25 protein-coding genes and 1 pseudogene are annotated in these 22,949 nt (G+C 70.2%); 15 read left to right on the top strand and 11 right to left on the bottom strand.

The features are described from left to right. Window positions 1-20: 20 nt before the first annotated feature. Window positions 21-224, bottom strand: coding sequence for a cold-shock protein (locus tag ABD901_RS00285; protein WP_345119883.1), 204 nt, complete (start codon window positions 222-224; stop codon window positions 21-23). Between the two features lie 153 nt (window positions 225-377). Between ABD901_RS00285 and ABD901_RS00280 the strand changes: the two genes are divergently transcribed. Then, window positions 378-1,061, top strand: coding sequence for a class I SAM-dependent methyltransferase (locus ABD901_RS00280; RefSeq protein ID WP_345121066.1), 684 nt, complete (start codon window positions 378-380; stop codon window positions 1,059-1,061). Window positions 1,062-1,133: 72 nt separating this feature from the next. Then, window positions 1,134-2,330: a 4-hydroxybenzoate 3-monooxygenase gene (locus tag ABD901_RS00275; RefSeq protein ID WP_345119882.1), complete on the top strand. Its 1,197-nt coding sequence runs from the start codon at window positions 1,134-1,136 to the stop codon at window positions 2,328-2,330. A gap of 66 nt (window positions 2,331-2,396) precedes the next feature. Here the strand turns inward: ABD901_RS00275 and ABD901_RS00270 are convergent, their stop codons facing one another. Continuing rightward, window positions 2,397-2,621: a hypothetical protein gene (locus ABD901_RS00270; protein ID WP_345119880.1), complete on the bottom strand. Its 225-nt coding sequence runs from the start codon at window positions 2,619-2,621 to the stop codon at window positions 2,397-2,399. Between the two features lie 89 nt (window positions 2,622-2,710). Here ABD901_RS00270 and ABD901_RS00265 point away from each other — a divergent pair, with 89 nt between their 5' ends. Further along, window positions 2,711-2,929, top strand: coding sequence for a hypothetical protein (locus tag ABD901_RS00265; RefSeq protein ID WP_345119878.1), 219 nt, complete (start codon window positions 2,711-2,713; stop codon window positions 2,927-2,929). 6 nt (window positions 2,930-2,935) lie between these two features. On the opposite strand, the gene ABD901_RS00260 is transcribed toward ABD901_RS00265, so the two are convergent. Next, complete coding sequence (locus tag ABD901_RS00260; protein ID WP_345119876.1) at window positions 2,936-3,742, bottom strand: maleylpyruvate isomerase mycothiol-dependent enzyme family protein; 807 nt, start codon at window positions 3,740-3,742, stop codon at window positions 2,936-2,938. Between the two features lie 292 nt (window positions 3,743-4,034). Between ABD901_RS00260 and ABD901_RS00255 the strand changes: the two genes are divergently transcribed. The 3 genes from ABD901_RS00255 to ABD901_RS00245 all read left to right on the top strand — a co-directional run bounded on the left by ABD901_RS00255 (window position 4,035) and on the right by ABD901_RS00245 (window position 6,372). Next, window positions 4,035-4,364, top strand: coding sequence for a helix-turn-helix domain-containing protein (locus tag ABD901_RS00255; protein ID WP_345119874.1), 330 nt, complete (start codon window positions 4,035-4,037; stop codon window positions 4,362-4,364). 104 nt (window positions 4,365-4,468) lie between these two features. Next, entirely contained in the window at window positions 4,469-5,308 is an 840-nt protein-coding gene (locus tag ABD901_RS00250) for an alpha/beta fold hydrolase (RefSeq protein ID WP_345119872.1), read from the top strand. Then, window positions 5,227-6,372, top strand: a complete 1,146-nt coding sequence (locus ABD901_RS00245) for an alanine--tRNA ligase-related protein (RefSeq protein WP_345119870.1) — start codon at window positions 5,227-5,229, stop codon at window positions 6,370-6,372. The genes ABD901_RS00250 and ABD901_RS00245 overlap by 82 nt, the downstream gene beginning before the upstream one ends. Before the next feature lie 59 nt (window positions 6,373-6,431). On the opposite strand, the gene ABD901_RS00240 is transcribed toward ABD901_RS00245, so the two are convergent. Further along, window positions 6,432-8,489 (bottom strand): NPCBM/NEW2 domain-containing protein, encoded by a 2,058-nt coding sequence (locus ABD901_RS00240; protein ID WP_345119868.1) that lies wholly within the window; start codon window positions 8,487-8,489, stop codon window positions 6,432-6,434. 535 nt (window positions 8,490-9,024) lie between these two features. Between ABD901_RS00240 and ABD901_RS00235 the strand changes: the two genes are divergently transcribed. Further along, window positions 9,025-10,905 (top strand): adenylyl cyclase, encoded by a 1,881-nt coding sequence (locus ABD901_RS00235; protein WP_345119866.1) that lies wholly within the window; start codon window positions 9,025-9,027, stop codon window positions 10,903-10,905. A 138-nt stretch (window positions 10,906-11,043) separates the two neighbouring features. On the opposite strand, the gene ABD901_RS00230 is transcribed toward ABD901_RS00235, so the two are convergent. The 5 genes and pseudogenes from ABD901_RS00230 to ABD901_RS00210 all read right to left on the bottom strand — a co-directional run bounded on the left by ABD901_RS00230 (window position 11,044) and on the right by ABD901_RS00210 (window position 13,636). Further along, window positions 11,044-11,187, bottom strand: coding sequence for a LysM peptidoglycan-binding domain-containing protein (locus ABD901_RS00230; protein ID WP_345119864.1), 144 nt, complete (start codon window positions 11,185-11,187; stop codon window positions 11,044-11,046). A gap of 21 nt (window positions 11,188-11,208) precedes the next feature. Beyond that, window positions 11,209-11,385 (bottom strand): annotated as a pseudogene (locus tag ABD901_RS58930) (GH12 family glycosyl hydrolase domain-containing protein); the annotation flags it as partial. 154 nt (window positions 11,386-11,539) lie between these two features. Then, window positions 11,540-12,049 carry an FMN-binding protein gene (locus ABD901_RS00220; RefSeq protein ID WP_345119862.1) on the bottom strand — a complete coding sequence of 170 codons (510 nt, stop codon included), beginning with the start codon at window positions 12,047-12,049 and terminating at the stop codon, window positions 11,540-11,542. A gap of 30 nt (window positions 12,050-12,079) precedes the next feature. Beyond that, entirely contained in the window at window positions 12,080-13,474 is a 1,395-nt protein-coding gene (locus ABD901_RS00215) for a ferredoxin reductase family protein (RefSeq protein ID WP_345119860.1), read from the bottom strand. A gap of 12 nt (window positions 13,475-13,486) precedes the next feature. Beyond that, window positions 13,487-13,636, bottom strand: a complete 150-nt coding sequence (locus ABD901_RS00210) for a DUF2231 domain-containing protein (protein ID WP_345119858.1) — start codon at window positions 13,634-13,636, stop codon at window positions 13,487-13,489. Window positions 13,637-13,743: 107 nt separating this feature from the next. Here ABD901_RS00210 and ABD901_RS00205 point away from each other — a divergent pair, with 107 nt between their 5' ends. After that, a complete protein-coding gene (locus ABD901_RS00205) occupies window positions 13,744-14,445 on the top strand; it encodes a response regulator transcription factor (RefSeq protein ID WP_345119856.1) in 702 nt (233 codons plus the stop codon). Further along, window positions 14,442-15,722: a sensor histidine kinase gene (locus ABD901_RS00200; RefSeq protein WP_345119854.1), complete on the top strand. Its 1,281-nt coding sequence runs from the start codon at window positions 14,442-14,444 to the stop codon at window positions 15,720-15,722. Before ABD901_RS00205 ends, ABD901_RS00200 begins: the two co-directional genes overlap by 4 nt. Window positions 15,723-15,766: 44 nt before the next feature. On the opposite strand, the gene ABD901_RS00195 is transcribed toward ABD901_RS00200, so the two are convergent. Then, window positions 15,767-16,783, bottom strand: coding sequence for a hypothetical protein (locus ABD901_RS00195; protein WP_345119852.1), 1,017 nt, complete (start codon window positions 16,781-16,783; stop codon window positions 15,767-15,769). A 167-nt stretch (window positions 16,784-16,950) separates the two neighbouring features. Between ABD901_RS00195 and ABD901_RS00190 the strand changes: the two genes are divergently transcribed. From ABD901_RS00190 to ABD901_RS00175, 4 genes are all read left to right on the top strand, one after another. Then, window positions 16,951-17,106 carry a hypothetical protein gene (locus tag ABD901_RS00190; protein ID WP_345119850.1) on the top strand — a complete coding sequence of 52 codons (156 nt, stop codon included), beginning with the start codon at window positions 16,951-16,953 and terminating at the stop codon, window positions 17,104-17,106. After that, a complete protein-coding gene (locus ABD901_RS00185) occupies window positions 17,090-18,610 on the top strand; it encodes an Hsp70 family protein (protein WP_345119848.1) in 1,521 nt (506 codons plus the stop codon). The genes ABD901_RS00190 and ABD901_RS00185 overlap by 17 nt, the downstream gene beginning before the upstream one ends. Window positions 18,611-18,734: 124 nt before the next feature. Beyond that, window positions 18,735-19,370 carry a CBS domain-containing protein gene (locus tag ABD901_RS00180; protein WP_345119846.1) on the top strand — a complete coding sequence of 212 codons (636 nt, stop codon included), beginning with the start codon at window positions 18,735-18,737 and terminating at the stop codon, window positions 19,368-19,370. Window positions 19,371-19,381: 11 nt separating this feature from the next. Next, window positions 19,382-19,831 (top strand): YbhB/YbcL family Raf kinase inhibitor-like protein, encoded by a 450-nt coding sequence (locus ABD901_RS00175; protein ID WP_345119844.1) that lies wholly within the window; start codon window positions 19,382-19,384, stop codon window positions 19,829-19,831. 89 nt (window positions 19,832-19,920) lie between these two features. Here the strand turns inward: ABD901_RS00175 and ABD901_RS00170 are convergent, their stop codons facing one another. Beyond that, a complete protein-coding gene (locus tag ABD901_RS00170; RefSeq protein ID WP_345119842.1) occupies window positions 19,921-21,396 on the bottom strand; it encodes a protein kinase domain-containing protein in 1,476 nt (491 codons plus the stop codon). A gap of 189 nt (window positions 21,397-21,585) precedes the next feature. Here ABD901_RS00170 and ABD901_RS00165 point away from each other — a divergent pair, with 189 nt between their 5' ends. After that, window positions 21,586-22,050 (top strand): hypothetical protein, encoded by a 465-nt coding sequence (locus ABD901_RS00165; protein ID WP_345119840.1) that lies wholly within the window; start codon window positions 21,586-21,588, stop codon window positions 22,048-22,050. Window positions 22,051-22,066: 16 nt separating this feature from the next. Next, entirely contained in the window at window positions 22,067-22,894 is an 828-nt protein-coding gene (locus ABD901_RS00160) for an SAM-dependent methyltransferase (protein WP_345119838.1), read from the top strand. Window positions 22,895-22,949 lie beyond the last annotated feature (55 nt).

Below are 22,949 nucleotides of genomic sequence, written 5' to 3'. Positions count from 1 at the left end.
GCGTCGGCGGGGCGATGGGGTCAAACGGCTCGAACGTTCTCCGCTTGGGGCCCCTTCTGGCCCTGCGTCACATCGAACTCAACTTTCTGGCCCTCGTTGAGCTCGCGGTAGCCACCGCTCGCGATGGCCGAGTAGTGCACGAAGACGTCAGGGCCTCCGTTGTCCTGCTGGATGAAGCCGAAGCCCTTTTCCGAGTTGAACCATTTCACGGTACCGCTTGTCACGCTTTCCTCCTGAACAGTGGTCGACCCGACCCAACGTTGGTGTGGCAACACGTACCCAGTTGGCAACGACAGAAACCCGCAGGGTGACGTGGCTGGTCAACAATGGGCGGATGACCGGGAGCCGGCCGGTTCATCCGTCATGCTTCATCAGTGATGAGTCGGGTTGGGCAGGCGTTGGCCGAGCTACGCCATGAGGTGACGACGCCGGGCGTCGGCCTGGACCGGCTCCACCTTGTCGAGGTGCCCCTGGTGCCCGAAGTGCGGCTCTATCTGGCCGAGGACGCCATCGTGTGGTGGGCCAGGATGGAAGCGCAGGCCGGCGTGAAGCTACCGCCTCCGTTCTGGTCTTCGGCGTGGGCCGGGGGCAAGGCGGTCGCCCGATATGTCCTGGACCATCCGGCGGTAGTGGCCGGCCGGCGGGTCCTGGATCTGGCCGCCGGTTCGGGGTTGGTCGCCATTGCGGCAGGAAAGGCCGGTGCGGCCGCGGTGACCGCAAATGACGTGGACCCGTACGCCGTCGCCGCGATCACGCTCAATGCGAAAGTCAACGGTGTGCGCGTTGTCGAATGTCTCGCGGACCTGCTCGACGGGGACGGCGGTGACGCCGAAACGGTCCTGGCCGGTGACATCTTCTACAGCGGGACCATGGCTCAGCGCGTGCTGGCCTTCCTGGAACGCGTTACGGCGCGCGGCGCCGAGGTGCTCGTCGGCGATCCCGGCCGGGAGCATTTGCCCCGCGGCCGCATGCAGACCATCGCCAGCTACCAGTTGCCGCTCGGCGACGGCTTCGCAGACGCCCAACTGACCCAGATGAATGTCCTGCGGCTGCGCCGATAGCCCCCGCGATGTGATACTCCTCGATGGTGTCGGCACAGCGGAGCCCGACCCCGTCAGACCCGCGGGAGTGAAATGTCGCAAGCCGCGCACGAGACCACGACGGTAGCGATCATCGGTGCAGGTCCGGCCGGCCTGACCCTGGCCAACCTGCTGCAGCGCTCCGGTATCGACTGCGTCGTGCTGGAGGCGCGCAGCCGGACCTATGTGGAGCGCCGGCAGCGCGCCGGGATTCTCGACAACGCCGCCGGGCAGATCTTCGCCGAGTACGGGCTGGCCGACCGGGTGCTCGCCAACGCCCCGCTGGAGCAGCTGCTGGAGATCCGGTACCAGGGAGAGCCGCGCTTCCTGGACGTTCCCGGGCTCGCCGGCGGCCGGGCCGGCCACCTCGTCCCGCAGCAGCTGCTCGTGCAGCGGCTGCTCGCCGCGTTCACCGAGGACGGCGGCGACCTGCGGTTCGAATCCCTCGACGTCACCCTGCACGACCTCGACAGTGAGCGCCCGTGGGTCACGTACCGCGACGCGGCCGGGTCCGAGCGTGAGCTGCGATGCTCCTACGTGGCCGGTTGCGACGGGTTCCACGGTGTCAGCCGCCGCAGCATCCCCGAGGCGGCGCTCACCACGTACACCTTCGAGCACGGCATCGGCTGGTTCACGGTCCTGGCCGACGCGCCGGCGCCGCGGTACCCGCTCATGGGCATCAGCCAGCACGGCTTCGCCGCACAGTTCGCGCGTGGCCCCGCCGCCAGCCGTTTCTACCTCCAGTACCGCACGGGCGTCGACCCGCGGCAGTGGCCGGACGAGTACATCTGGCAGCAACTGCGGCTCCGGCTCGGCGACGACCGCCTGCCCACCGGGCCGGTCACCGAGCGCGACGTCGTCGAGATGCGCAGCTTCGTCGTGGACCCGATGGCGTACGGCCGGCTGTTCCTCGTCGGCGACGCGGCGCACATCATCACGCCGATGGGCGCCAAGGGCATGAACCTGGCGCTCGCCGACGCGCAGGTCCTGGCCCGCGCGGTGATCACGGCCGAGCGCGACGGCGACGACGCCGATCTGCGCGCCTACACCGACGTGTGCCTGCGGCGGACCTGGAACTACCAGGAGTTCTCCCGGTGGTTCACCGAGATGGTGCACGACGCCGGCGACGACTCCGCCAGCGGGCCGTTCCGCCGGCAGCTGGCGAAGGCCAGGCTGGACCGGCTGTTCACCTCGCCGCCGGCCGCGGCCGCCTTCGCCGACCTGATGGCCGGCACGCAGTTCGACGCCTGAGCGCGTCGTTCATCCGCACCGCTACCGAACCGCTGTCTGCCGGCCGGGTGGCTCGACGACGTATCGCTACAAGACTGCGCCGCGAGGTGCCAGTTCCAAGGCCGCCACGCCGCGTCCGTACAGGACCAGCAACCGGTCGCCGTGACGGGTGCGGATCATGCCGGAGTCGGCGGCGAGGGCGGTGATCGCGTGCTCAGCCGCCGTGTCGCCGTCGGAGGCGTTGGTGTCCTCGTACGCGACGTCCAGGCTGTCGCCGGTGATCAGCCGGACACGCAGCACAACCTTCGCCATAAGGTCAGCCTACGCGCACCGTACGCAATTGCCGGCGCATCAAGATCGTTAACGTTCCGTACTTGGACCTCTTGTTATACGGTCGCTGGGTGAGAATCGAGCGTCATTGGTGGAACGGCGACAACACCGTGCGAGGGCGTCGCGACGTTTACATCCGTACCGATGGCGAGTCCTGGGAGGTCGAAGCCCAAGCCGGCGGCGGCGCCGGCCGGTCGAAGATCCATCAGTGCCCGGGCCGGCAGTCCGCGCAGATCCTGGCCGCGGCATGGATGGACGGGCAGAGCCGATGGCAGGTCGTGGCGCCCTGATCGGCCTTACGGGATGGCGAAGAACCGCGGGAACCGCGGCGCCAACCAGGGCCTGCGCCCCCATACGCGCAGCTTGCCGCGTGCGACCAGCGACCACTGACCGGTCAGGCCCGCGGCCAGGAGGAAGAACGACACCGGATCCACCGAGATCACGCAGTCGGCCCGGTGCTGCGGCTGCTCGCTGATCGTGACGGCGCCGTCGGCGACCAGTGCGGTGAGCCGGGCGACGCCGCGTATCCGGAGCTCGAAGGCGGCGCGCAGGTCGCCGACGCCGGCACGGTCGACCAGGCGCGGCATCGTGGCGACGATGAACGGCAGCACGAGTTCGACCTGACGTGGTTGCACCAGCGGCGCCTGCCGCAGGGCCGAGGCGATCGCGCTGCCGTGGCTGAGCGAGTGCGCGAGCATGTACGCGCTCAGGACGCTCAGGGGCAGCGGCCCCATCGGCGTGTCCACCACGTCCGTACCGGGTCGTAGCCGCGCCGCTTGGATGAACGCTTCGGCGTGCAGCGTGACCTGCTCGGCGAGTACGGCAGCTTCGCGTTCGGTGTACTCGGCCAGCGACTGCGCGTTCGCGTCCGCCAGGCCGGCCTTGGTTCCGTCTCCGTAGGGCGACGGCCGACCACCGGCGATGGCCGCCATGAGCTGGTTGGACAACGCGAGATGGGCGGCTGCTTCCCCGACGGTCCAGGACGCGCCGGGAATGGCGATGCCGGTGGTGGGCAACGGGCCGATCAGCTCGGCGATCTGCTTCGCCACGGCAGCGATCTGATCGAGCAGCTCGGTGCCGACGCGTTGGGGTGCCTGGGGCATGAACGGTGATCTTTACTGGTCACGGCCCTGTTGTCCAGAAGTTGGTGTCGCGGCGCCGGGCGCAGATGGGGATACTGAGCCATGGATGGCGGCGCCTTCGCAGAGCACGTTGTGGCTCCGCGGGTGAGTCTTCCGCTCACGACTCCCGGCTCCGAGATACGCACGGCCCGCTTCATCGGGTTCTGCAAGGGATCTGCTCGGCAAGGATGCGCAGCGCCTGGTCGAGAAGCTTGCGGCTGCCCGCAGCTGGCGCGAACGCTTCACTACGCTGCACGACACGTTCGCCGCCCGGGTGCTGGATGCACCGGCGCCGAGCCCCCTGGTCGCCTGGGCCTGGAGCCGGCTGCGGGCCACACACGGTTCGGTCCGGATCGAGGAGCTGGTGAGCGAGACCGGCTTCAGTCACCGGCACCTGGTTGCACGGTTCCGGGACGAGATCGGCGTGACGCACAAGACGCTGGCCCGGGTCCTGCGGTTCGAGCGTTCTGTCGACCTGGTGCGCCGGGCACAGACGTCATTCGCCGAGGCTGCCCTCGCCGCGGGCTACTACGACCAGGCCCACTTCAACCGCGAGATCCGGGCGCTCACCGGCTGCGCTCCCGGGGTGTTGTTCGGCAACTGATCGCCCCGGTCAACTTTGTCCAAGACCCCGTTGCTGGACCGGCCCTACGCTTCCGGCCAATACAGGACCGATGATGCGTTGGGAGAGGTCGAATGCGGGCGTTGATGGCCGTCCTGCTGGTGCTCGCCGCCGGCTGCTCCACCCCGTCCGGTCCCGGATCCGATGGGCGCCCCGGGCGGACATCACCGGCGGCGGCGCCGAGCTCTCCCGTGCCGACCGACGCGGCCGGTGAGCCGTTCGTCCGTCCGCGCTGTGCCGAGCCGGTGGAGAGCACGTATCTGCACGCCAAGGGTGCCGGCAAACGGCTGACGCCGGTCCTGCTGCTCGGCCGGGGCCCTCGAGGTGTCGTGGTCGGCGCGCAGGCCAACGGTGGCATCTGTCAAGTGCTGCCGTTCGCGCAGGACCTGGCCGCCAAGGGGTACCACGTCGCCGTCTTCGACTGGACCATGCTGCAGTACGCCGACAACATGACAACGGCGACCAAGGCGCTGATCGCCGACGGTGCCACCAAGGTGGTCCTCGGCGGCTTCTCCAGGCGGACCGGAAACCGTGCTGACCGTGCCCGGCAGCGAGCACGCCTTGGCCCTCGTCAGCGGCCCGGAAGGCCCGCGCGTGCGAGCAGCGATCGACGCCTTCCTGGCCAAGGTGTTGCCGTCAGTCTGAATCGCACCAGCGGGATCAGCCGCCGGTGCGGTACCCTGGCAGCATGCATATCAGGCGCTTCTCCGCCGCGGCCGCGCGAGCTCACCGCTCGCCGGACGCCGCTGCCTGATCTGCTCCACTCCAGCCGGCGACCGGAAACGGTCCGCCGGCTTTTTTGTGCCGTGGGGTCCGTGCCGGTCCGTCCCGAAAGGGCTCCACAATGGACACTCGCCAGATCGTCGGCACCTTCCTCGAGTTCTTCCGCGAGCGTGGCCACCAGCTCGTCGGCGACGCCACGCTGATCCGCCCGCAGGGCGATCCGGTGCTGTTCACGAGCGCCGGCATGCACCCGCTCACGCCATACATCGAGGGGGTGCCCCATCCGCTCGGCCGCCGGCTGGTCGGGGTGCAACGTTGCCTGCGCACAACCGACCTCGACGAGGTCGGCGACGACACCCATCTGACCGTTTTCCAGATGCTCGGCTCGTGGTCGCTGGGTGACTACCCGGGCACGACGAGCCTGCAATGGGGGTACGAGCTGCTGCGCGACGGGTTCGGCATCCCGCCCGGCCGGCTGCACGTCACCGTGTTCGACGGCGACCCGAGCTCCCTGGAGACCTGGCAGCGGCTTGGGGTACCGGTGGAGACGCTCCACGAGGACAACTGGTGGTCGAACGGGCCGACCGGCCCGTGCGGCCCGGACTCGGAGATCTTTGTGTGGACCGGCGACGGACCGCCCACCGGCACCCCGTCTACCGACCGGCGATGGGTCGAGGTGTGGAACCACGTCATGATGCGGTACCGCCGCAGCCCCGACGGCTCCCTTGGACCTCTCGAGCAGTCCAGCGTCGACACCGGGATGGGCCTCGAGCGGATGGCCATGGTGCTGCAACGCCGCTCGTCGGTGTTCGACATCGACGTCTTCGAGCCCTGGGTGCGAACCGTATCGTCGCTCTGGACGCCATCCAGAATGGTGTACGACCACCTGCGCTCGTCCGTCGTCGTCATCGGCGACGGCGTGCACCCGTCGAACACCGGCCGCGGATACGTCCTGCGTCGTCTCATCCGCCGCACGCTCACGACCCTCTGGCGCGACGACCCGTCCCGCACGCTCGGCGACCTGCCCGTCGAGCCGATCTCCGACACGGTGGAACACTTCGGCCTGACCGTCGACCCGCTCTACGTGCTCGACGTCCTGGTCTATGAGGAACGGCGGTTCGGTGCGTTGCTGCGCCGCGGCCGGCCGTTGATCGAGCGGCTGCTGCAGCGCGGGCCGCTCACCGAGGAGGACTTCCACTACCTGCACGACACTCACGGCATGCCACGCGACCTGGTCGAGGAGATGATCATCGCCCAGCCGGTGTGACGCTCCACGTTGCCGGCCGTACCTGGGTGGAGCACTCCACCCAGGTACGGCCGATCGGGTCAGCAGGTGGCGTTCAGGCCGGCCCAGTTGGCGCGGTCGTTGTAGCCGCCGTCGCCGGCGTCGCCGACCACGAGGTCGAGCACGCGGATGCCGGTCAGGTCGACGTCGACCTGGCGAATGTCGTCGCGGGTCAGCACGCCGCTGTCGAAGACGACCCGGCCGTCGCCGATCACCTGGAAGGTCGACGTGCCGCCCTCGGGTCCGACGTTGCGCACCGCGTCGTCGATCCCGACGATCGCGGTCAGCCGGCTGCACTCGCCGCCGAGGTAGTAGCGCACCGTCGACGGCGACGCCACGCCGAGCCCGGTTGGGTACACCTGGCCGAGCATGCTGATCGGCGACCAGCCACCGACGCTGAGGTCGACCGTCGGGCTCATCCACCCGCTGGTGGCACTGATCCACGTGTGGTGCGACAGCACGACATCACCGTCCGGCGGCGCCGGCGCGACGACAACCCCCGTGCTGGTCTCCTGCCGCAGCCGCCCGTGCCCGACCACGTCGTACGACGTCGTGGCGGTCAGCGTGGCAGCACCGGCAGGGGTGCCGGCCGGAAGGGTCACCGCGAAGGCAAAGGTTGTGGCGTGGCCCGGGGCCAGCACGGCCGGCGCCCGGTCGAGTGAGCGGACCGGCCACCCGGCGGGCGCCGCCAGCGTGACCTGCGGTGCGAGCACCGGAAGCACACCGTCGTTGCGCACCGCCACCTCCACCCGCGCCACGTCACCGCCGGCGACCACGGGCGCCGTTCCCTCCGGCGTCGCCTGGCCGTCGACCTGCGTCACCTGCGGCAGGCCGGCGGTCACGTGCGGGACGCCGGGCCGGCCGCGGTTCGGCTCGACCCGGAACAGCGCCGCGCCGTGGGCCGCGACCGCGGCGCTGATGGTGCCGGCGCTCTCCGTGACCGCGTTGGTCCATGCGTTCTTCACGGTGAACCGCGATCCGGACAGGCCGAGCGACGATGCCTGCGTGGTCAGGATCTTCGGGGCGTCGCCGCGGTTGAGCAGCACCACCGCCCGTGAGCCGTCGGCCAGCCGCTTCACCCACGTCTCCGTCGTGCCGGCGGGCCCGACCCGAACGGCCTGCACACCCGCACGATCCTGGTCGATCGCCACGACGTCGGGGTCGGTGAGGATGTCCACCGAGGTCTGGCTGAGCTTGCGGACATCGCTGCCGATGACCAGCGGCGCGGCGGCCACCGCCCACAGCGTCATCTGGGTGCGGAACTCCTCGTCGCTCATCCCCAGCTCAGGGCCGAGATAGTCCGGGTCGTTGAAGTGCCCCGGCCCGGCGGCCTCGGGGTGCCGCGCGTTCGCGTCGTAGTTGCGCAGCACGTCCTTGAACTTGATGTCGCCGACGAAACCCACGTCCGTGTAGGTCCGCCACGACTGCGCGATCGCCGGCGCGTAGCTCCAGGAGTGCGTCGACTGCTGCTCCTCCGGGTAGTTGCCCCAGTCCGGGGAGGTCACCGGGTTGCAGAGGTTGAAGATGATGGGGCGCTTGCTGGCGTTGTTCGCCAGCGCCTGCGCGAACTGCGTGTAGACGGTCTTCGGGTCGAGGTTGGCGGCGATCCCGCAGAGGAAGTCCACCTTCACCGCGTCGAATCCCCACGCGGCGAACTGGTCGGCGTCGCGCTGGTAGTAGCCGTAGCTGCCGAGTCCGCACCTGCCCGGGATGTAGGGCCCGGCGTCGGTGTAGATGCCGGCCTTCAGCCCCTTGGAGTGGATGTAGTCGACCAGCGGCTGCAGCCCGGCCGGGAAGCGGGACCGGTCGGCCTGCAGGTCGCCGGCGGCCGTACGCGGCTCCGGGTCCTGCCAGCCGCCGTCCAGCCAGACGATGTCGTAGCCGGCCTTGGCCAAGCCGCGGGTGACCAGGGCGTCGGCGACCTCCCGCACGGACTGCTCCGAGAAGTTGCCGCCGAGACCGAAGTAGGTGTTCCACCCCTGATACGGCGTGGGGCTGAGTACCTCCTGCGCTGCCTGCGTGCCGGCGGCGTGTGCGGGTGCGGGCACGACCAGCAAGCCGGCCGTGAGGGCGATGAGGGCGGTGAGATGTCGTTTCACATCGGATCCTTTGCTGCCCGAGCGATCAGGCATGCCGGCCCGTCGTGGCTGCGGACGTAGCGCACTACTCGGTGACCGAGGGGTGCGTCGGTCGTCGGTCCAGTCATGTCGGCGCGCCTGCTGTTGTCCGGGATCCTGTGGCCGGTCACCGGCGCGTGTCAATATTAATTCATAAATTATGAGTTGCGAGGGGTGTTGGGCATGGATGGGCTTCAGGCCGGGGCCTGGTCGGTCATGGCCGAAAAGTCAAGGGCTGCGCGGCGTAGCGTCGGGCCCGTTTACGCGGTAGAAACATCCCACCCACTTTTTTCCCGCCCTGTTACAAGTCCCGGCTCGGTGAGAGCGCTCTCCTCGCCGGACCTGTTCGTCCCGGCCGCAAGACTCCTGAACAGGCAGGCCGATGAGCATCGCTAGCCGACGGGGCGAGAGAGCGCTTGCCCGCCGGCGAAGCACCTCGGCCGCCTGTTCAGGCCGTCTTGACCCGGGCGGACGTTCTCCGCCAACCGTTGCCTGTCCAGCAGGAAGGACGAACTGCATGACAATCCAGCCCCCCGGTAGGCGGGGTCTCGCGAGCCCACACTTACGTCGTCGGCAACTCGGCCGGGCGTTCGCGGTCGGGCTTGCGCTGACCACCGCCCTCGCGACCGCGGGAACGGCCGCCGCCGCGCCGCCCCCCAGCAGCTGGGCCCTCGGATCGAACGTCACCGTCTTCGATCCGAGCATGCCGGTCGGCGACATTCAGGCGACCCTCGACGCGGCCAACGCCGCGCAGGTCGCCAACGAGATGGGCACCGCGCGCCACGCCTACCTGTTCAAGCCCGGAACGTACGGCACCGCGCAGCAGCCGCTCCAGATCAAGGTCGGTTACTACACCGAGATCGCCGGCCTTGGCGCGTCGCCCAACGACGTGGTCATCAACGGCAAGGTCGAGGTCTACAACCGCTGCCTGGAGAACGGGGGCACGAGCAACTGCCTCGCGCTCGTCAACTTCTGGCGCACGCTGTCCAACCTGTCGATCAACATCAACAGCGTCGGCCAGGACGGCTGCCGGGGCTCGGCGGACTTCTGGGCCGTCTCCCAGGCCGTGTCCATGCGCCGCCTCAACATCAGCGGGGCCAACCTGTCGCTGATGGACTACTGCACCGCCGGTCCGCAGTACGCCAGCGGCGGCTTCATCGCCGACTCCAAGCTGCCGTTCGTCGTCAGCGGATCGCAGCAGCAGTGGCTGACCCGCAACAGCGAGGTCGCCGGCTGGTCCAACGGCGTGTGGAACCAGGTCTTCTCCGGTGTCGTCGGCGCACCCAGCGAGGCCGGTTTCCCCGACCCGCCCTACACCACGCTGGACAACACCCCGGTCAGCCGCGAGAAGCCGTACCTGTTCGTCGACGCGCAGGGCAAGTACAACGTCCGCGTGCCCGCCGCCCAGCGCAACAGCCGCGGCATCACGTGGGGCAACGGCATGACGCCGGGCCGTACGGTCCCGCTCACGGACTTCTACGTCGCGAGCCCGTCGGACTCGGTGCAGGTCATCAACAACCAGCTCGCCCGCGGCAAGAACCTGCTGCTCACCCCGGGCGTGTACGACATCGCGCGCAGCATCGAGGTCAAGCGCGCCGACACGGTGGTCCTCGGCCTCGGCCACGCCACCCTCACCGCCGTCAACGGGTCCACTCCGCTGGACATCGCCGACGTCTCCGGCGTCATCGTCGCCGGCGTCACGATCGACGCGGGCCTGACCAAGTCGCCGGTACTGCTGCGGGTCGGCAAGCCGCACGGCAACAAGAAGACCTCGGCCGACAACCCGACGACGCTGTCCGACGTGTACTTCCGCGTCGGCGGACCGCACGTGGGCAAGGCCGACATCGCGCTCGAGGTCAACAGCGACAACGTGCTCATCGACCACACTTGGGTGTGGCGCGGCGACCACGGCGTCGAAGGCTTCACCGACACGCAGCGCTGGAACACCAACATCGGCCGCAACGGCGTCGTCATCAACGGCGACAACGTGACCGCGCTGGGCCTGTTCGTCGAGCATTTCCAGCAGTACAACACCGTCTGGAACGGCGACAACGGCACGACGATCTTCTTCCAGAACGAGCTGCCGTACGACCCGCCGACCCAGGCCGACTGGATGAACGGCAACGTCGAAGGCTGGGCCGCCTACAAGGTCAACGACTGCGTGAAGACCCACCACCTCTACGGCGGCGGCGCCTACGTCTTCAACCAGAACAACCCGTCGATCCACACCGAGAACGGCTTCGAGGTCCCACAGACCCCGGGCGTCCAGCTGCACCACATCATGACCGTCAACCTCAGCGCCGGAACGATCGATCACGTCGTCAACGGCGTGGGCGGCCCGGCCGACACGACCAGAGTCGGCTCGCCGGTCTTCATCGCGCAGTACCCGACCCCGTAAAACAACAGCACCCCCAACCGACCTGACAGGGCCGCAGCCGCACGCTGCGGCCCTGTTCAGTCTCGGGTGGCTTGGGCGCGGTGCCGTCCCCAGTGGAGGCGGGTTCCCGCCGGCTCGGTGGACGTCCCGCGTGCCGGATCAGAGGGAGAGTTGCTGACCGGGGCGGACCAGGTTCGGGTCAGCACCCAGGACATCGTGGTTGCGTTCGTACAGCGCCTGCCAGCCGCCGGGGACGTTCATGCGTTCGGCGATGGAGGCCAGGGTGTCGCCGGCCTGCACCACGTAGGTGCGACCGTCGGTCTTGGGCGTGTCCTGCTGCGTCGGGGCACCACGATCGCCGTTGCCACCGTCACCGTCACCGTTGACGCTGGCGGCGAACGAGGTGATGGCCAGGCCCGTGCCGCCCTGCCAGGGCTCGAATCCGGCCTGGATGCTTGTCAGGTACCACGAGTCGGTGACGCCGCCACGGGTCTTCGTGTCCTATCGATTCGTCGAGTTTGGATGGACTTGGGCGTCGCGTACTCAGGGTCATGAATCAAGTGCGGACCGTTCCCGGTGGGAGTCGACGTCCATCGCCGGCGGCCCTTGTGCGTGACGTACTGTGCCGGCAACTCGATGCTCCTGGTCGAACGAGCTACCGGATGTGTGCGGCGTCGAGCGCCGCTTGCAGCGACTTGATGTAGCCCTCGCTGGTGTACGTGGCGCCGGACACGACGTCGATGTTCGCGCTCTGGGCCGCGAGGGCCTCGTCGTGCAGTTGGGGCACGGCGTAGGCGTTGATCTCGTCGTCGCGGCGCCTCCCGCTGGTCAACTGGAGCGGTACGACGTCGGTGATCCGGCCGTTGGTGATGTGGGCCTGGACCTGCACCGGCCCGTACGGCGTCTGGACCACCTTTCCGTTGACGACGAGCGAGCCGCCGGCTCGCGGCGGCGCCGCGCTGGTAGAGGGCGTGGACGCTCCGCCTGGGTCAGTCGAGCCGGTGTTCGCCGGCCCGGCCGGTGCCGGGCCGGAGACGATGCCGGGCGGGTTGGCGGCTGCTACCGAGGCGGGCGACGGGGTGGCGCCTACGGTGCTGGTGCGGTAGCTGAACAGCAGGACCACGGCGGCGATGGTCGAGACGATCCATAGCGTGATGCGGCGCACGGTCAACCTCCGTCGATGCAAACATTGGGATCACCAGGTAAACCGTTCGAGATGGATGCGCTCGTCCGGCACTCCCGCTCGGCGGGCGGCCGACGCGGCGAGGTCCATCCAGTCGTTCGGCCCGCACAGGTACACGTCGCGATGTGCGATGTCGGGGACGGTGTCATGCAGGACCTGCCGGTCCGACGGGTAGCCGGCGGGCAACCAGGAGCCCCCGTCCGGGCGGGAGCCGAGCAGGTACCACACCCGGATGCCCCGACGGGCGGCGAAACGGTCGAGTTCGGCGCGGAAAATGAGGTCCGCTTCGCTGCGGGCCCGGTACAGCAGCACGGTCTGCCGGGGTGGGAGCTCGTCGAGCAGGGCCCGCAGCGGGGTGATCCCGATGCCGCAGGCCAGCAGCGCGACGCCGCGGCCGCGCCGTCGCGCCGCGACCAGCTGGCCGTACGGGCCCTCGATGAGGACCTTCGTGCCCGGCCGGAGCGCGGCCAGCCGGGCGCTGCCGTCGCCGGCCGCCTTGACAGTGATCCGCAGCTGGTCGCCCCACGGGGCGGCGGACAGCGAGTAGGGGTGGCCGCGCGACCAGCCCGGGCCGTCGAGAAACCGCCACAGGAAGAACTGGCCGGCCCGTACCGGCAGCCGGCTCAGGTTGCGCCCGCGCAGGTACACCGACACCACGCCGGCGCCTTCGCTGATCACCCGTTCGACTTCGAGGCGGTGGTAGAGGCTCCGCCAGGCCGGCAGTGCGAGCCGGAACGCCAGGACGCTACCCGCCGCTACGCCGTAGGCGGTCCACCAGTAGACCTGGGCAAGCACGGAGGACACGAACTCGGTCCCGGTCCACAGTTCGTGTGGCAGCGACAGGCCCACCCCGAGGTAGGCGTACAGGTGCAGCAGGTGCCAGGACTCGTAGCGCAGCCGTCGCCGGGCCGCGCGTACCGAGGTCACGACGACCAACACGAGCGCGGCGGCGCCGGCCGTCGCCAGCAGCATGCCGGGGTACGTGGTGACCAACTGCCACGCCTGCGCCACGACGTCCATATGGCCGGTGCCGGCATAGCCGATCGTGATGAGCACAATGTGGGTGAGCATCAGGTTGAACGACGTGAACCCAACCAGCCGGTGCCAGCGAGCCAGCCGGTCCTGGCCGTAGGTGCGCTCGACCCACGGCACCCGGGCCATCAGCAGGACCTGGACCAGCAGCAGGTCGGCCGACACGAGACCGGCCAGCCGTCCGGCCGAGGTCACCCCGGTCCACAGGCCTCCAAGGTCCTGCAGGCCGCGGCCGTGGACCCACAGCGCGACGACGACCAGCATGGTCAACATCGCGGTCGCGCCGATCGCGTCGCGTAACCAGCCGCTCGCCGACGTGGGCGTGGCTGTCGGGGCAGCCCGGCGCTGTGACCGCCGGGCGGTCGTCATGGACATCGCCGCTTACCTTCAGCGCCCGGAGGCGGGCGCGTCGCTGCCGGCGAGCCACGCCGGCCGGACCGCGATGGCGATCACTCCGATAGCGGCCAGCGGCAGCAGTGCGACCGCGGCATGGACGACCAGTGGGTGCACCGGCAGACCGTTGATCTTGTCGAGCACGCGATCTCCTAAGCGGGCGTGGACAGGTACGGACGCCGGGCGTCCAGGCATTCACCGTGCCCGCGGGATCTTGGAGAATTCTTAGCCCAGCGTGTCACGATCGGCGGGTGACAAAACCGACGCCACCTGCGGTTCCGGTGGCCGACCGCCCCCGGCTGCTGCTCGTCGAAGACGACCCGCAGCTGTCGGACATGCTCATCGACCTGCTCGGTGAGGCAGGCCACACCGTGGAACACGCCGCTGACGGGCAGGCCGGGCTGCATCTCGGCCTGAGCCGCAACTATCAGGTGATCGTGCTGGACCGCCGGCTGCCGGCGATCGAGGGCGTGGACCTGTTACGCCGCCTGCGCAGCAGAGGCGTAACGACCCCGGCGCTCGTCCTGACCGCCCGCGCATCCGTCGCCGACCGGGTCGAGGGCCTCGACGCCGGCGCCGAGGACTACCTGACCAAGCCATTCGACGTCGATGAACTCCTGGCCCGGGTCCGTGCGCTGCTACGCCGTCACACCGACCGGTCCCCGGTGCTGTCCCTGGGCCGGCAGACCCTCGACGTCACCACTCGCCAGGTCCGCGAGCCGGGGGCCGGTGGAGCGGTGGTGACCCTGTCGGGCCGCGAGTGCGCGTTGCTGCAAGTCCTCGCGAGCCGGCCGGCCCGCGCCTTCACCCGTGAGGAACTGTTGTCGCGCGTCTTCGACGAGGCCGAGAGCCTGGGCGCGGTGGACACGTACGTGCACTATCTGCGGCGCAAGCTCGGCCACGGCGTGATCCGCACCGTGCGCGGCATCGGCTACCAGCTCGGCTCCGCATGACCGGCAACCCGAGGTCCGGCGACGACGGACTGCTGGTCCGCCGCGCCGGGCTCGCGATCGCCGCGCAGATCGCCGCCGCGGTCGCCGCGACCCTCCTCGTCGTGGGCCTGCTGGCCTACTCGCTGACCATCCGCGCCGAGCACACGGCCGAGGAACGCGCCGTGCGACAGGCGGCCCTCGCCGCGCGCGACGTCACCGACCCGGGCGCCGGAGTAGTGCTGATCGAGCAACTGCCCGACGGCCCGGTGCGCGCCAGCGACGATGCTCCCGAGGACCTGATCCGCCTGAATCCACGTGCCCTACCGGTCGGCCGCTCAGCAACCCGCATCGGCAGCCGCGACTATGAGGTGTTCGCCGTCGACCACCCGGACGGGCGGCGCGTCGTGGGGATGCTCGACGTCACCACGCGGCGGCAGTCAGGCGAGCGCCTGATCACCTCCCTGCTGTGGGCAGGTGTTGTCGGCGTCGCCGGCGCCGCGCTGCTGGGCGTTCTGTTCGGGCGACGCGCTGTCCGGCCGCTGGGGCGAGCGCTCGACCTGCAGCGCCGCTTCGTCGCCGACGCCAGCCACGAGCTGCGCACACCCTTGGCTGTCCTGCACACCCGGGCCCAGCTGATCGCGCGGCGGCTGTCCCGCGACGCCGGGGACGGCGACCGGCGACCGGCCGACGAGCGCCTCGTCGAACACGTCAGCCAGCTGGTGGCCGACACCCGAGCGCTCGGGGAGGTGGTCGAGGACCTGCTGCTCTCCGCCGAACTGCAGGGCAAGCCCGGCGCGGGCGAGCTGGTCGACGTCGGTGAGCTGGCACATGATCTCGTCAGATCGGTACGGCCGCACGCCGACGAACGCGGCGTCGCCCTGCGCGCGGATGTCGGCGGCGACCAGCCATTGCTCGTCGTCGGCATCCGGTCCTCGCTGCGGCGCGCCCTCGCCGCGCTCGTGGACAACGCCCTGGGGCACAACCACCCCGGCGGGACGGTCACCATCCACGTCCGCCGGCGGGCACACGAGGTGGAGCTGGCCGTCGAAGACGACGGCGATGGCCTCGACCCGGCGCAGGCCGAGCAGCTCCTGCAGCGCTTTGCGCGAGGACCGCAGGCCGGCGGCCGGGGACGCCGATTCGGCCTGGGCCTGGCCCTGGTACGGGAAGTGCTGGACGCTCACCGCGGTTCGCTCACCATCGACGGTCGCCCCGGCTTGGGGGCCCGGTTCACGATGACATTCCCGGCCGCGATGCATACCCCGGACCGGTTGGTGAACCACGCGGGCGACGAGTGAAGCGGATGCGGCCCGGCGGTGCGCGCCGGGCCGCATCGCACGCGCTACGCGGCGGTGAAGGGCACCTTGGTCCAGCTGAGCTGCTGGCCGTGGTGGTCGACGGTCACGCGCAGGTAGTCGTTGGCGTTGTTCGACCCGTCGACGGTGATCCGGGTCAGGTTGGTCAGCGGCTGGCTGACGCCGTAGAACGCGAGCCAGGACGAGCCGGCGGCGAGCGGGTGGTCGGCGTTGAACACGTGGCTGTCGCCGTTGAACAGGTACACCTGGCCGCCGAACGCCGCGGACTCACGCACGATCGCTGCGACGATCGGCTGGAACCCGTAGTAGTTGGCCCACGACGGGTTGGGCACGGTCGGGTCGAACATGTCGGCCTGGGTCAGCAGCACGACGGAGCGTTGGTGCGTGCGCCGGGCCTCGGCGAACGCGTCGTGGATGTGCTGAATGGCGGCGGCGGTACGGTTGAGCACCTCGGCGGTCTGTTCCGGGGTCGCCGACGTGTTGCCGGTCCAGGGCGCGAGGCTGTTGTTGCTGCCGACGATGTGCACCGCGGCGAACTCGACGCCGGCGGCGCTCCAGCGGACGTTTTCCGGAATGCCCCAGTCGGCCTGCGAGTCGACGTGCGCGCTGCGCTGGCCGAGGGTGCGGCCGGGCTGCGCGAAGAACACCTGCCGCAGCTTCGTGAGCCGGTCCAGCGGGTTGTAGGGCCCGTTGTTCGGCCGGTGGCAGTCGGTCCACTCGTTGTCGCCGATCGTGTAGACCAGTGGATCCTTGAACTGGTCGAAATCCTGCTTGATCAGCTGAAAGTAATCGTCACTGCAGACGGTTGACCCGCTCTTGATGTCGCCGAGGTGGTTGACCCATTGCACGTCCCGATCGGCGTTGATCTGCGCGATGTTGGCCGGGAATTGAGCGAGCGCGGCGTCGCCGTACGGGATGTCGCCGATGACGGCGAACGTGTAGCCGTCGTTCTGCGAAGCCGCCGCGGGGGTGCTGAGTGCGGCGACGGACAGCATCCCGGCGACGGCCAGGGCTCCGACTCTGGCGAGGTTCAGCCTCTTCATACACGCTCCTGGTGACTTAACGTCGTTGAACTGTTACGCCCAGCGCGGCCGGGCATCCACCTCTATCCAACTCGGAGCCTGTTAGCCGTGCGCGATCGTCCAGCTTTCGGCGGACCGACGACTGCGTGAACGCTGCCTGCGGCGGCGTGTCGGCGTACGTTGCCTTCGTGTACCCGTTCGCCATCGATCTCGGTACCTCCAACACGGTTGCTGTGCTCCGCGGGGCGGACGGCCAGATCCGCCCGCTGCTGTTCGACGGCCGGGAACAGCTGCCCGTCAGCCGTCTATGCCGATGCGGACGGCGCGTTGATCGCCGGCAATGACGCGGAGCGTCTGGCGCGGGCCGATCCGGCGGCGTTCGAGCCGAACCCGAAGCGGCGGGTCGACGACGGCACGGTCCTGCTGGGTTCCCACACGGTTGCCGTGCCCGACGCGTTGGCCGCGGTGCTGCTGGCGGTCGTGGAGCAGGTCAATCGGGCCGGCCCGCCCGGCCCTGCGGTGCTGACCGTCCCCAGCACCTGGGCCGCGTCCCGGCGCGCGGTGCTCGCCGAGGCCGCCGTGCGGGCGGGTCTCGGCGCGGTGACGCTGATCAGCGAGCCGATCGCGGCCGCCGTCTACTACACCTCGGTACTGCGCCATGAGCTCCCGCCGGATGGTGCGCTGCTCGTCGTCGATGTCGGTGCGGGTACTGCGGATGTCGCGCTGGTCCGCGCCGGAGCGGAGCTGTCCGTAATCGCGCAGCGAGGCCTCGACGTCGGCGGGCTGGACGTCGACGCAGCGCTGGTCGGCATCCTCGGCCAGTTGGTGTCCGTCGACTCGCCCGAGGCGTGGCAGCGCCTCGCGGCACCGGTGACCAATGCGGATCGTCGCGACCGGCTCGTGCTGTGGCAGGAGGTGCGCGCCGCGAAGGAGAGCCTGTCCCGGCTCAGCGTCGCCCCGGTACACGTGCCCGGGCATCCGGCCGATCTGCACCTGACCCGCGAGGAACTCGAGGTCGCGGCGACGCCGCTGCTCGCCCCGGTCGCCGAGGTCGCCGCCGAGATGGTGGCGGAGGCGGGCTTGGATCCGCACGCGCTGGCCGGCGTGTTCCTGGTCGGCGGCGGCGGCCGGATGCCGTTGCTCGGCCGGCTGCTGCACGCCCGCCTCGGGGTGGCGCCCACCGTGACCGAACGGCCCGAGACGGTGGTCGCCGAGGGCGCCATACACGCGCAGGCCGCAGTGGCGGCGGTACCGGGCGTGGCCGGCAGCGGGTCGGCCGCGAGGCGGGCGCCCGTTCGCCGGCGGTGGCTCAGCCCGGCGACGCTGGTGCTGGCGCTGCTGTGTTTTGTACTGCCGTTCGCCACCGTCTCCTGCGGACTGCCGGACGGCTACGGACACGCCAAGCCGGGCGGGACGACGCAGTACAACGGGCTCGACCTCGCGCTGGGCGGCAAACCGGACGTGCAGGCCGACCAACTGCGCCCGGCCGGCGAGTGGCGGGAAGACCGGATCGAACCGCAGCCGCTCTACGCGGCCGCGCTGCTCGTGCTCGGCACGGCGCTGGTCACGGCGTTGGCGCTGACCCGGCAGCGGCGCCGCCGCGCGCTCGTGGCGGGGCTGGGTGCGCTGGCCGGGCTGTCGCTGGTCGCCGGTCAGGCGCTGGTGGTGAACCGGCTCGCCGACCGGATCCGGGAGCAGAGCGCGGTGCCCGCCGGGAAGGAGGCGCGTGACTTCGTGGGGACCGGCGCCGGCTTCTGGCTGACGCTCGTGCTGCTCGCGCTGCTCGTTGCCGGCAATCTCGCCGCACTGCTGCCACTGCGCCGACTGGGTGGCCGCCGGCAGACATGACAACGAGAGCACTGTGGCGACTATTCATGGCCGATCCGGCTGCATTCCAATGCCGACGAGGTGGCGCCGTTCGTGGCGGCTGCGACGTAGCGTTGCGCTGAGGCACGCCGGAGAGGAGGGCACGATGGCCTTCGAGAGGATGAAGGAGTCCGCCAGGCGTGGCCTGGCGACGAGCCGGGCGCGAGTGGATGAGACGCGAGCCCAGCGGCAGCGCGACAAGCTGCTGCAGGATCTCGGCAGGACCAGCTACGCCGAACACACCGGCCATGCGACACAGGAGGCCGTGGCCAGCAAGCTCCGCGCTCTGGATGACTATGAGCAGACGCTTCGCGACAAGCAGCAGTGGCGGGCGAGGGACATCATGCACGCGGGAGCCGAGTGCGTCGACGAGGACGAGACCGTCGCGTCCGCCGCGCGGAGGATGCGCGATCTCGGCGTCGGTTCCCTGCCGATCTGCGGACCGGACGACCGGCTGCACGGCATCATCACCGACCGCGACATCGTCTTGAAGTGTGTCGCCGAGGGCCAGGAGCCCAGCCAGGTCAAGGTGCGTGACCTCACCCAGGGTGAGCTGGTCTGGGTCGACGCCGGCGCCAACGTCAACGAGGTGCTGCGCCGGATGGAGGACCACCAGATCAAGCGGCTGCCGGTCATCGACAACCACCGCCTGGTCGGCATGATCAGCGAGTCCGACCTGGCCCGCACCCTCGACGAGCACCGCCTCAGCGAGTTCGTAGGAAGGGTCTACTCGACACCCTGACGGAGGCACTGGTGACGATTGCTGTGTCGAGCCCGGTTTTCAACGAGGGCGACCAGATTCCTCGGCGCTTCACGTGCGATGGCGTCGACGTGTCACCGCCGCTCAGCTTCACCGGGCTGCCGGAGCAGACCGCTGAGCTGGCTGTGCTCGTCGAGGACCCCGACGCTCCCAGCGGCACCTTTGCGCACTGGGTCATGTGGGGTATCGGTCCGGACCAGTCAGGCCTGGGTGAGGGCGAGGTGCCGACCGGCGCCGCGCAGGGCAAGAACGGCTTCGGGAGGCGGGCGTACGGCGGACCGGCCCCGCCCCGTGGCCGGTCACACCGGTACATCTTCGAGGTACTCGCCCTGTCCGAACCGCTCCGCCTTGCCGAGGGAGCGTCGGCCGGCGACCTGCGGCGGGCGGCGGCGGGGAAGGTGTTGGCCTCGGGCCGCCTCACCGGCCGCTATCAGCGAGGCTGAGCCCCGCATCGACCCGATCAGCCGCCGCCGGGCAATGCCGCCCGGCGGCCCGCCGCACGGCTTGGCGGCTTGTGCGCCCGAGGCGCGGGTCAGTTCCGTCCGCTGTCGTCGCCCGCGCTCGGCAGGTTCGCCGCGAGCTCGTCGACCGGGGTGAGCACCGCCGTGTACGCGGTGCTGGTGAGCGTGCCGTTCTGGTGCAGTTGGTCGAGCCGGTCGAGCAGGTTCGACAGCTCCGCCGCGGCGCGGGCGTCGTCGCCGCGCTTGAGGTCGCGGGCGAGGTTGTCGAGCCGGCGGTTCAGCTCACGTGTGGTACCGCTGTCCAGGCCACCGGCAGCGGCCTGCGCCTGCACGGCGGCGCGGGCCGCGGCCAGCGTCGCCCCGGTCGGGTCGCTCGTCGTATCGCTCGTTGCGCTACTCGGCATATCGCTCGGTGTGTCACTCGGCGCCGCGGTCGTGGTGTCCGCGGACGGCAGGAACTGGGTCGTGTCCGTGGAGGCGGGCGCCGAGGCCGGGTGGTGGGACCGGCCCGGGAGGGTTGCGAGCGCGAACACGACGACGGCGACGGCGATCGCGCCGAGCGCCGCCAGCGCGATTCCGGCCGAGCGGCCTCGTCGCCGGGCGGCCGGCGCGGGTGACTCGCCGAGCACGGGCAGGCTGCGCGTTGCCGGCCGCACGGCGGCGCGGCCGCGGATCGGCGCTTCGCCTCCGAACGCGGGCGGTCCCGCACCGAGCACAGCCGTTGCGGACCTGCCGGCCCCGCCGGCCAGAGCGGCGCGGACCTGCGCCGCGCTCGCCGGCCGGTCCGTCGCGCGCTTGGCCAGGAGCGCGCCGACCAGCCCGGCGAGCTGCGGCGACAGGCCGGGCCGTAGGACCTCTACCGGTACCGCTGCCTGATGCACCTGCTGCCAGGCTGTCTGCACCGGCGAGTCGGCGACGAACGGCGGGCGGCCGGTGAGCATCGCGTACAGCACGCAGCCGAGCGCGTACAGATCGGTCCGGGCGTCCACGGGCTCGCCGAGGACCTGTTCCGGCGCCATGTACGCGCTGGTGCCGATCACGGTGGCGGGGGCGGTCAGCGCGGCCTGCGCCCGGTCGTTGATGCGGGCGATGCCGAAGTCGCAGACCTTCACCCGGCCCTCGTCGCCGATGAGGATGTTGGCCGGCTTCACGTCCCGGTGTACCACTCCGGCGTCGTGCGCGGCCGCCAGGGCGTCGCACACGTGCTCGGCGATGCGCACCGCACGCCGCGGGTCCAGCGGGCCCGCGGCCAGCTCATCGGCGAGGCTGTGCCCCTGGATCAGCTCCATCACGAGGTACGGCGTGCCGTCGTCGACCCCCACGTCGTACACGGCCACGATGTTTGCATGCGACAGCCGTGCAGCGGTGTGCGCCTCGCGCTCGAACCGCTCCGGCAGCGACGGATCGGCGCCGCCCTCGTGGTGCAGGATCTTCACGGCCACGGAACGGCCCAGGCGCCCGTCGACGGCCAGCCACACCTCGGCCATGCCGCCCCGGCCGATGACCGATCGCAGTTCGTACCGGCCGCTCAACAGACGCCCCACCACGGTGCTCAACTCTGACATAACCGCCCGGATCAACCCACGGCGGCGTCACGCTACGTCACAGTGGCCGACCGCTCGGTGTCCTCCTGCCTGGCCCGGGGGAGCGCGGCGCGAATAGTTGACACTGACTATTCAATAGTGGATAGTTAGCACTGACCACAGCGACTGCCAATGCTTGAAGGGACCTCTGCCATGAACGAGACGCAGACCACCAGCCCGGTCCGGATCGCCGCGAACCACGCGGTGACGAAGCGGCTGGGCAACTGGACCACCGAACGACGCTTCCAGGTGCGGGCGCACCACGGTGTCGCGGTCTTGGACCTGCGATCGCCCCACATCCCGGCCGGAGACATTGAGATCGAGATCGACCTCGACCACGCCACGACGAAGCTGCTGGTCGACGACGACGCCGTCATCGACGACTGGGACCTGCAGCGCGCCGGTCGCGGCCGGGTCAAGGACGCCGAGGCCCCGAAGGCGCCCGGCGGCCGGCGCATCGTCCTCACCGGCCACCTGCGCCACAGCGAGATCCGCGTCCACCGGGGCGGCATCGCGGTGCTGTCGGCCATGTTCTCCCGCGAGTTTCTGATCGACCTGCGCCAGGCCCACAAGGACGGCCGGAACCCGACGGTGGCCGATCCGGCGCACACGCCGTGACCAATGCCGATCTAATATGGTGGCTTCCGATCCGGGGGGCATGATGCTTGAAAAGCTCGACACCGGGGTGGCACATCCGGCCCGGCGCTACAACTACTGGCTGGGCGGCAAGGACAACTTCGCCGCTGATCGGGAGTCCGGCGACCTGCTGGCGAAGTCCTACCCCGCGGCCCGGATCGCCGCCCGGGCCAACCGCGCTTTCCTGCAACGGGCTGTGCGGCACCTTGCCGGTGAGGCCGGCATCCGCCAGTTCCTCGACATCGGCACCGGGCTGCCGACCGCCGACAACACGCACGAGGTGGCACAGCGCCTCGCACCGGACGCTCGAGTCGTCTACGCCGACAATGACCCGATGGTGATGGCGCACGCCCGGGCCTTGTTGACCAGCACGCCAGAGGGGCGTACGCGATACATCGAGGAAGACCTGCGCGAGCCGGAGCGGATTCTGTCTCACCCCGACCTGGTGGAGACGCTCGATCTCGATCGGCCGGTGGCGTTGATGCTCGTCGCGGTCGTGCATTTCCTGCCCGACCAGGCGGCCGCGCGGGATGTCGTGCAGGCGTTGCTGCGTGCGCTGCCGTCGGGCAGCTATCTGACGATGTCATGCGCCACGAAGGAGTTCCTCACCCCGGACCTGGCGGCCAACTGGGACGAGACGCTGCGCACCGGTAAGTCCGATGTCTATCCGCGCGACCGGGCCGCCTTCAGTGAGTTCTTCGCCGGACTCGACCTCGTCCAACCCGGCATCGTCGCGGTGAGCGAATGGCGGGCGGACCCGGACGCCGAGGAACAACCGGCGCCGGTCGATGCCTCGATCTTCGGCGCCGTGGGGAGGAAGCCCTGACGTGGGCCGGTTCACTCGGTAGCGCGGGGTAGGAGTGGCCGTCGCGGGGTAGCCG

The organism is Dactylosporangium darangshiense, assembly GCF_039537565.1.
GTDB classification, from domain to species: Bacteria; Actinomycetota; Actinomycetes; order Mycobacteriales; family Micromonosporaceae; genus Dactylosporangium; species Dactylosporangium darangshiense.
Note: the sequence above shows the minus strand (reverse complement) of the source record. Positions and strands in the feature narration are given on the sequence as shown.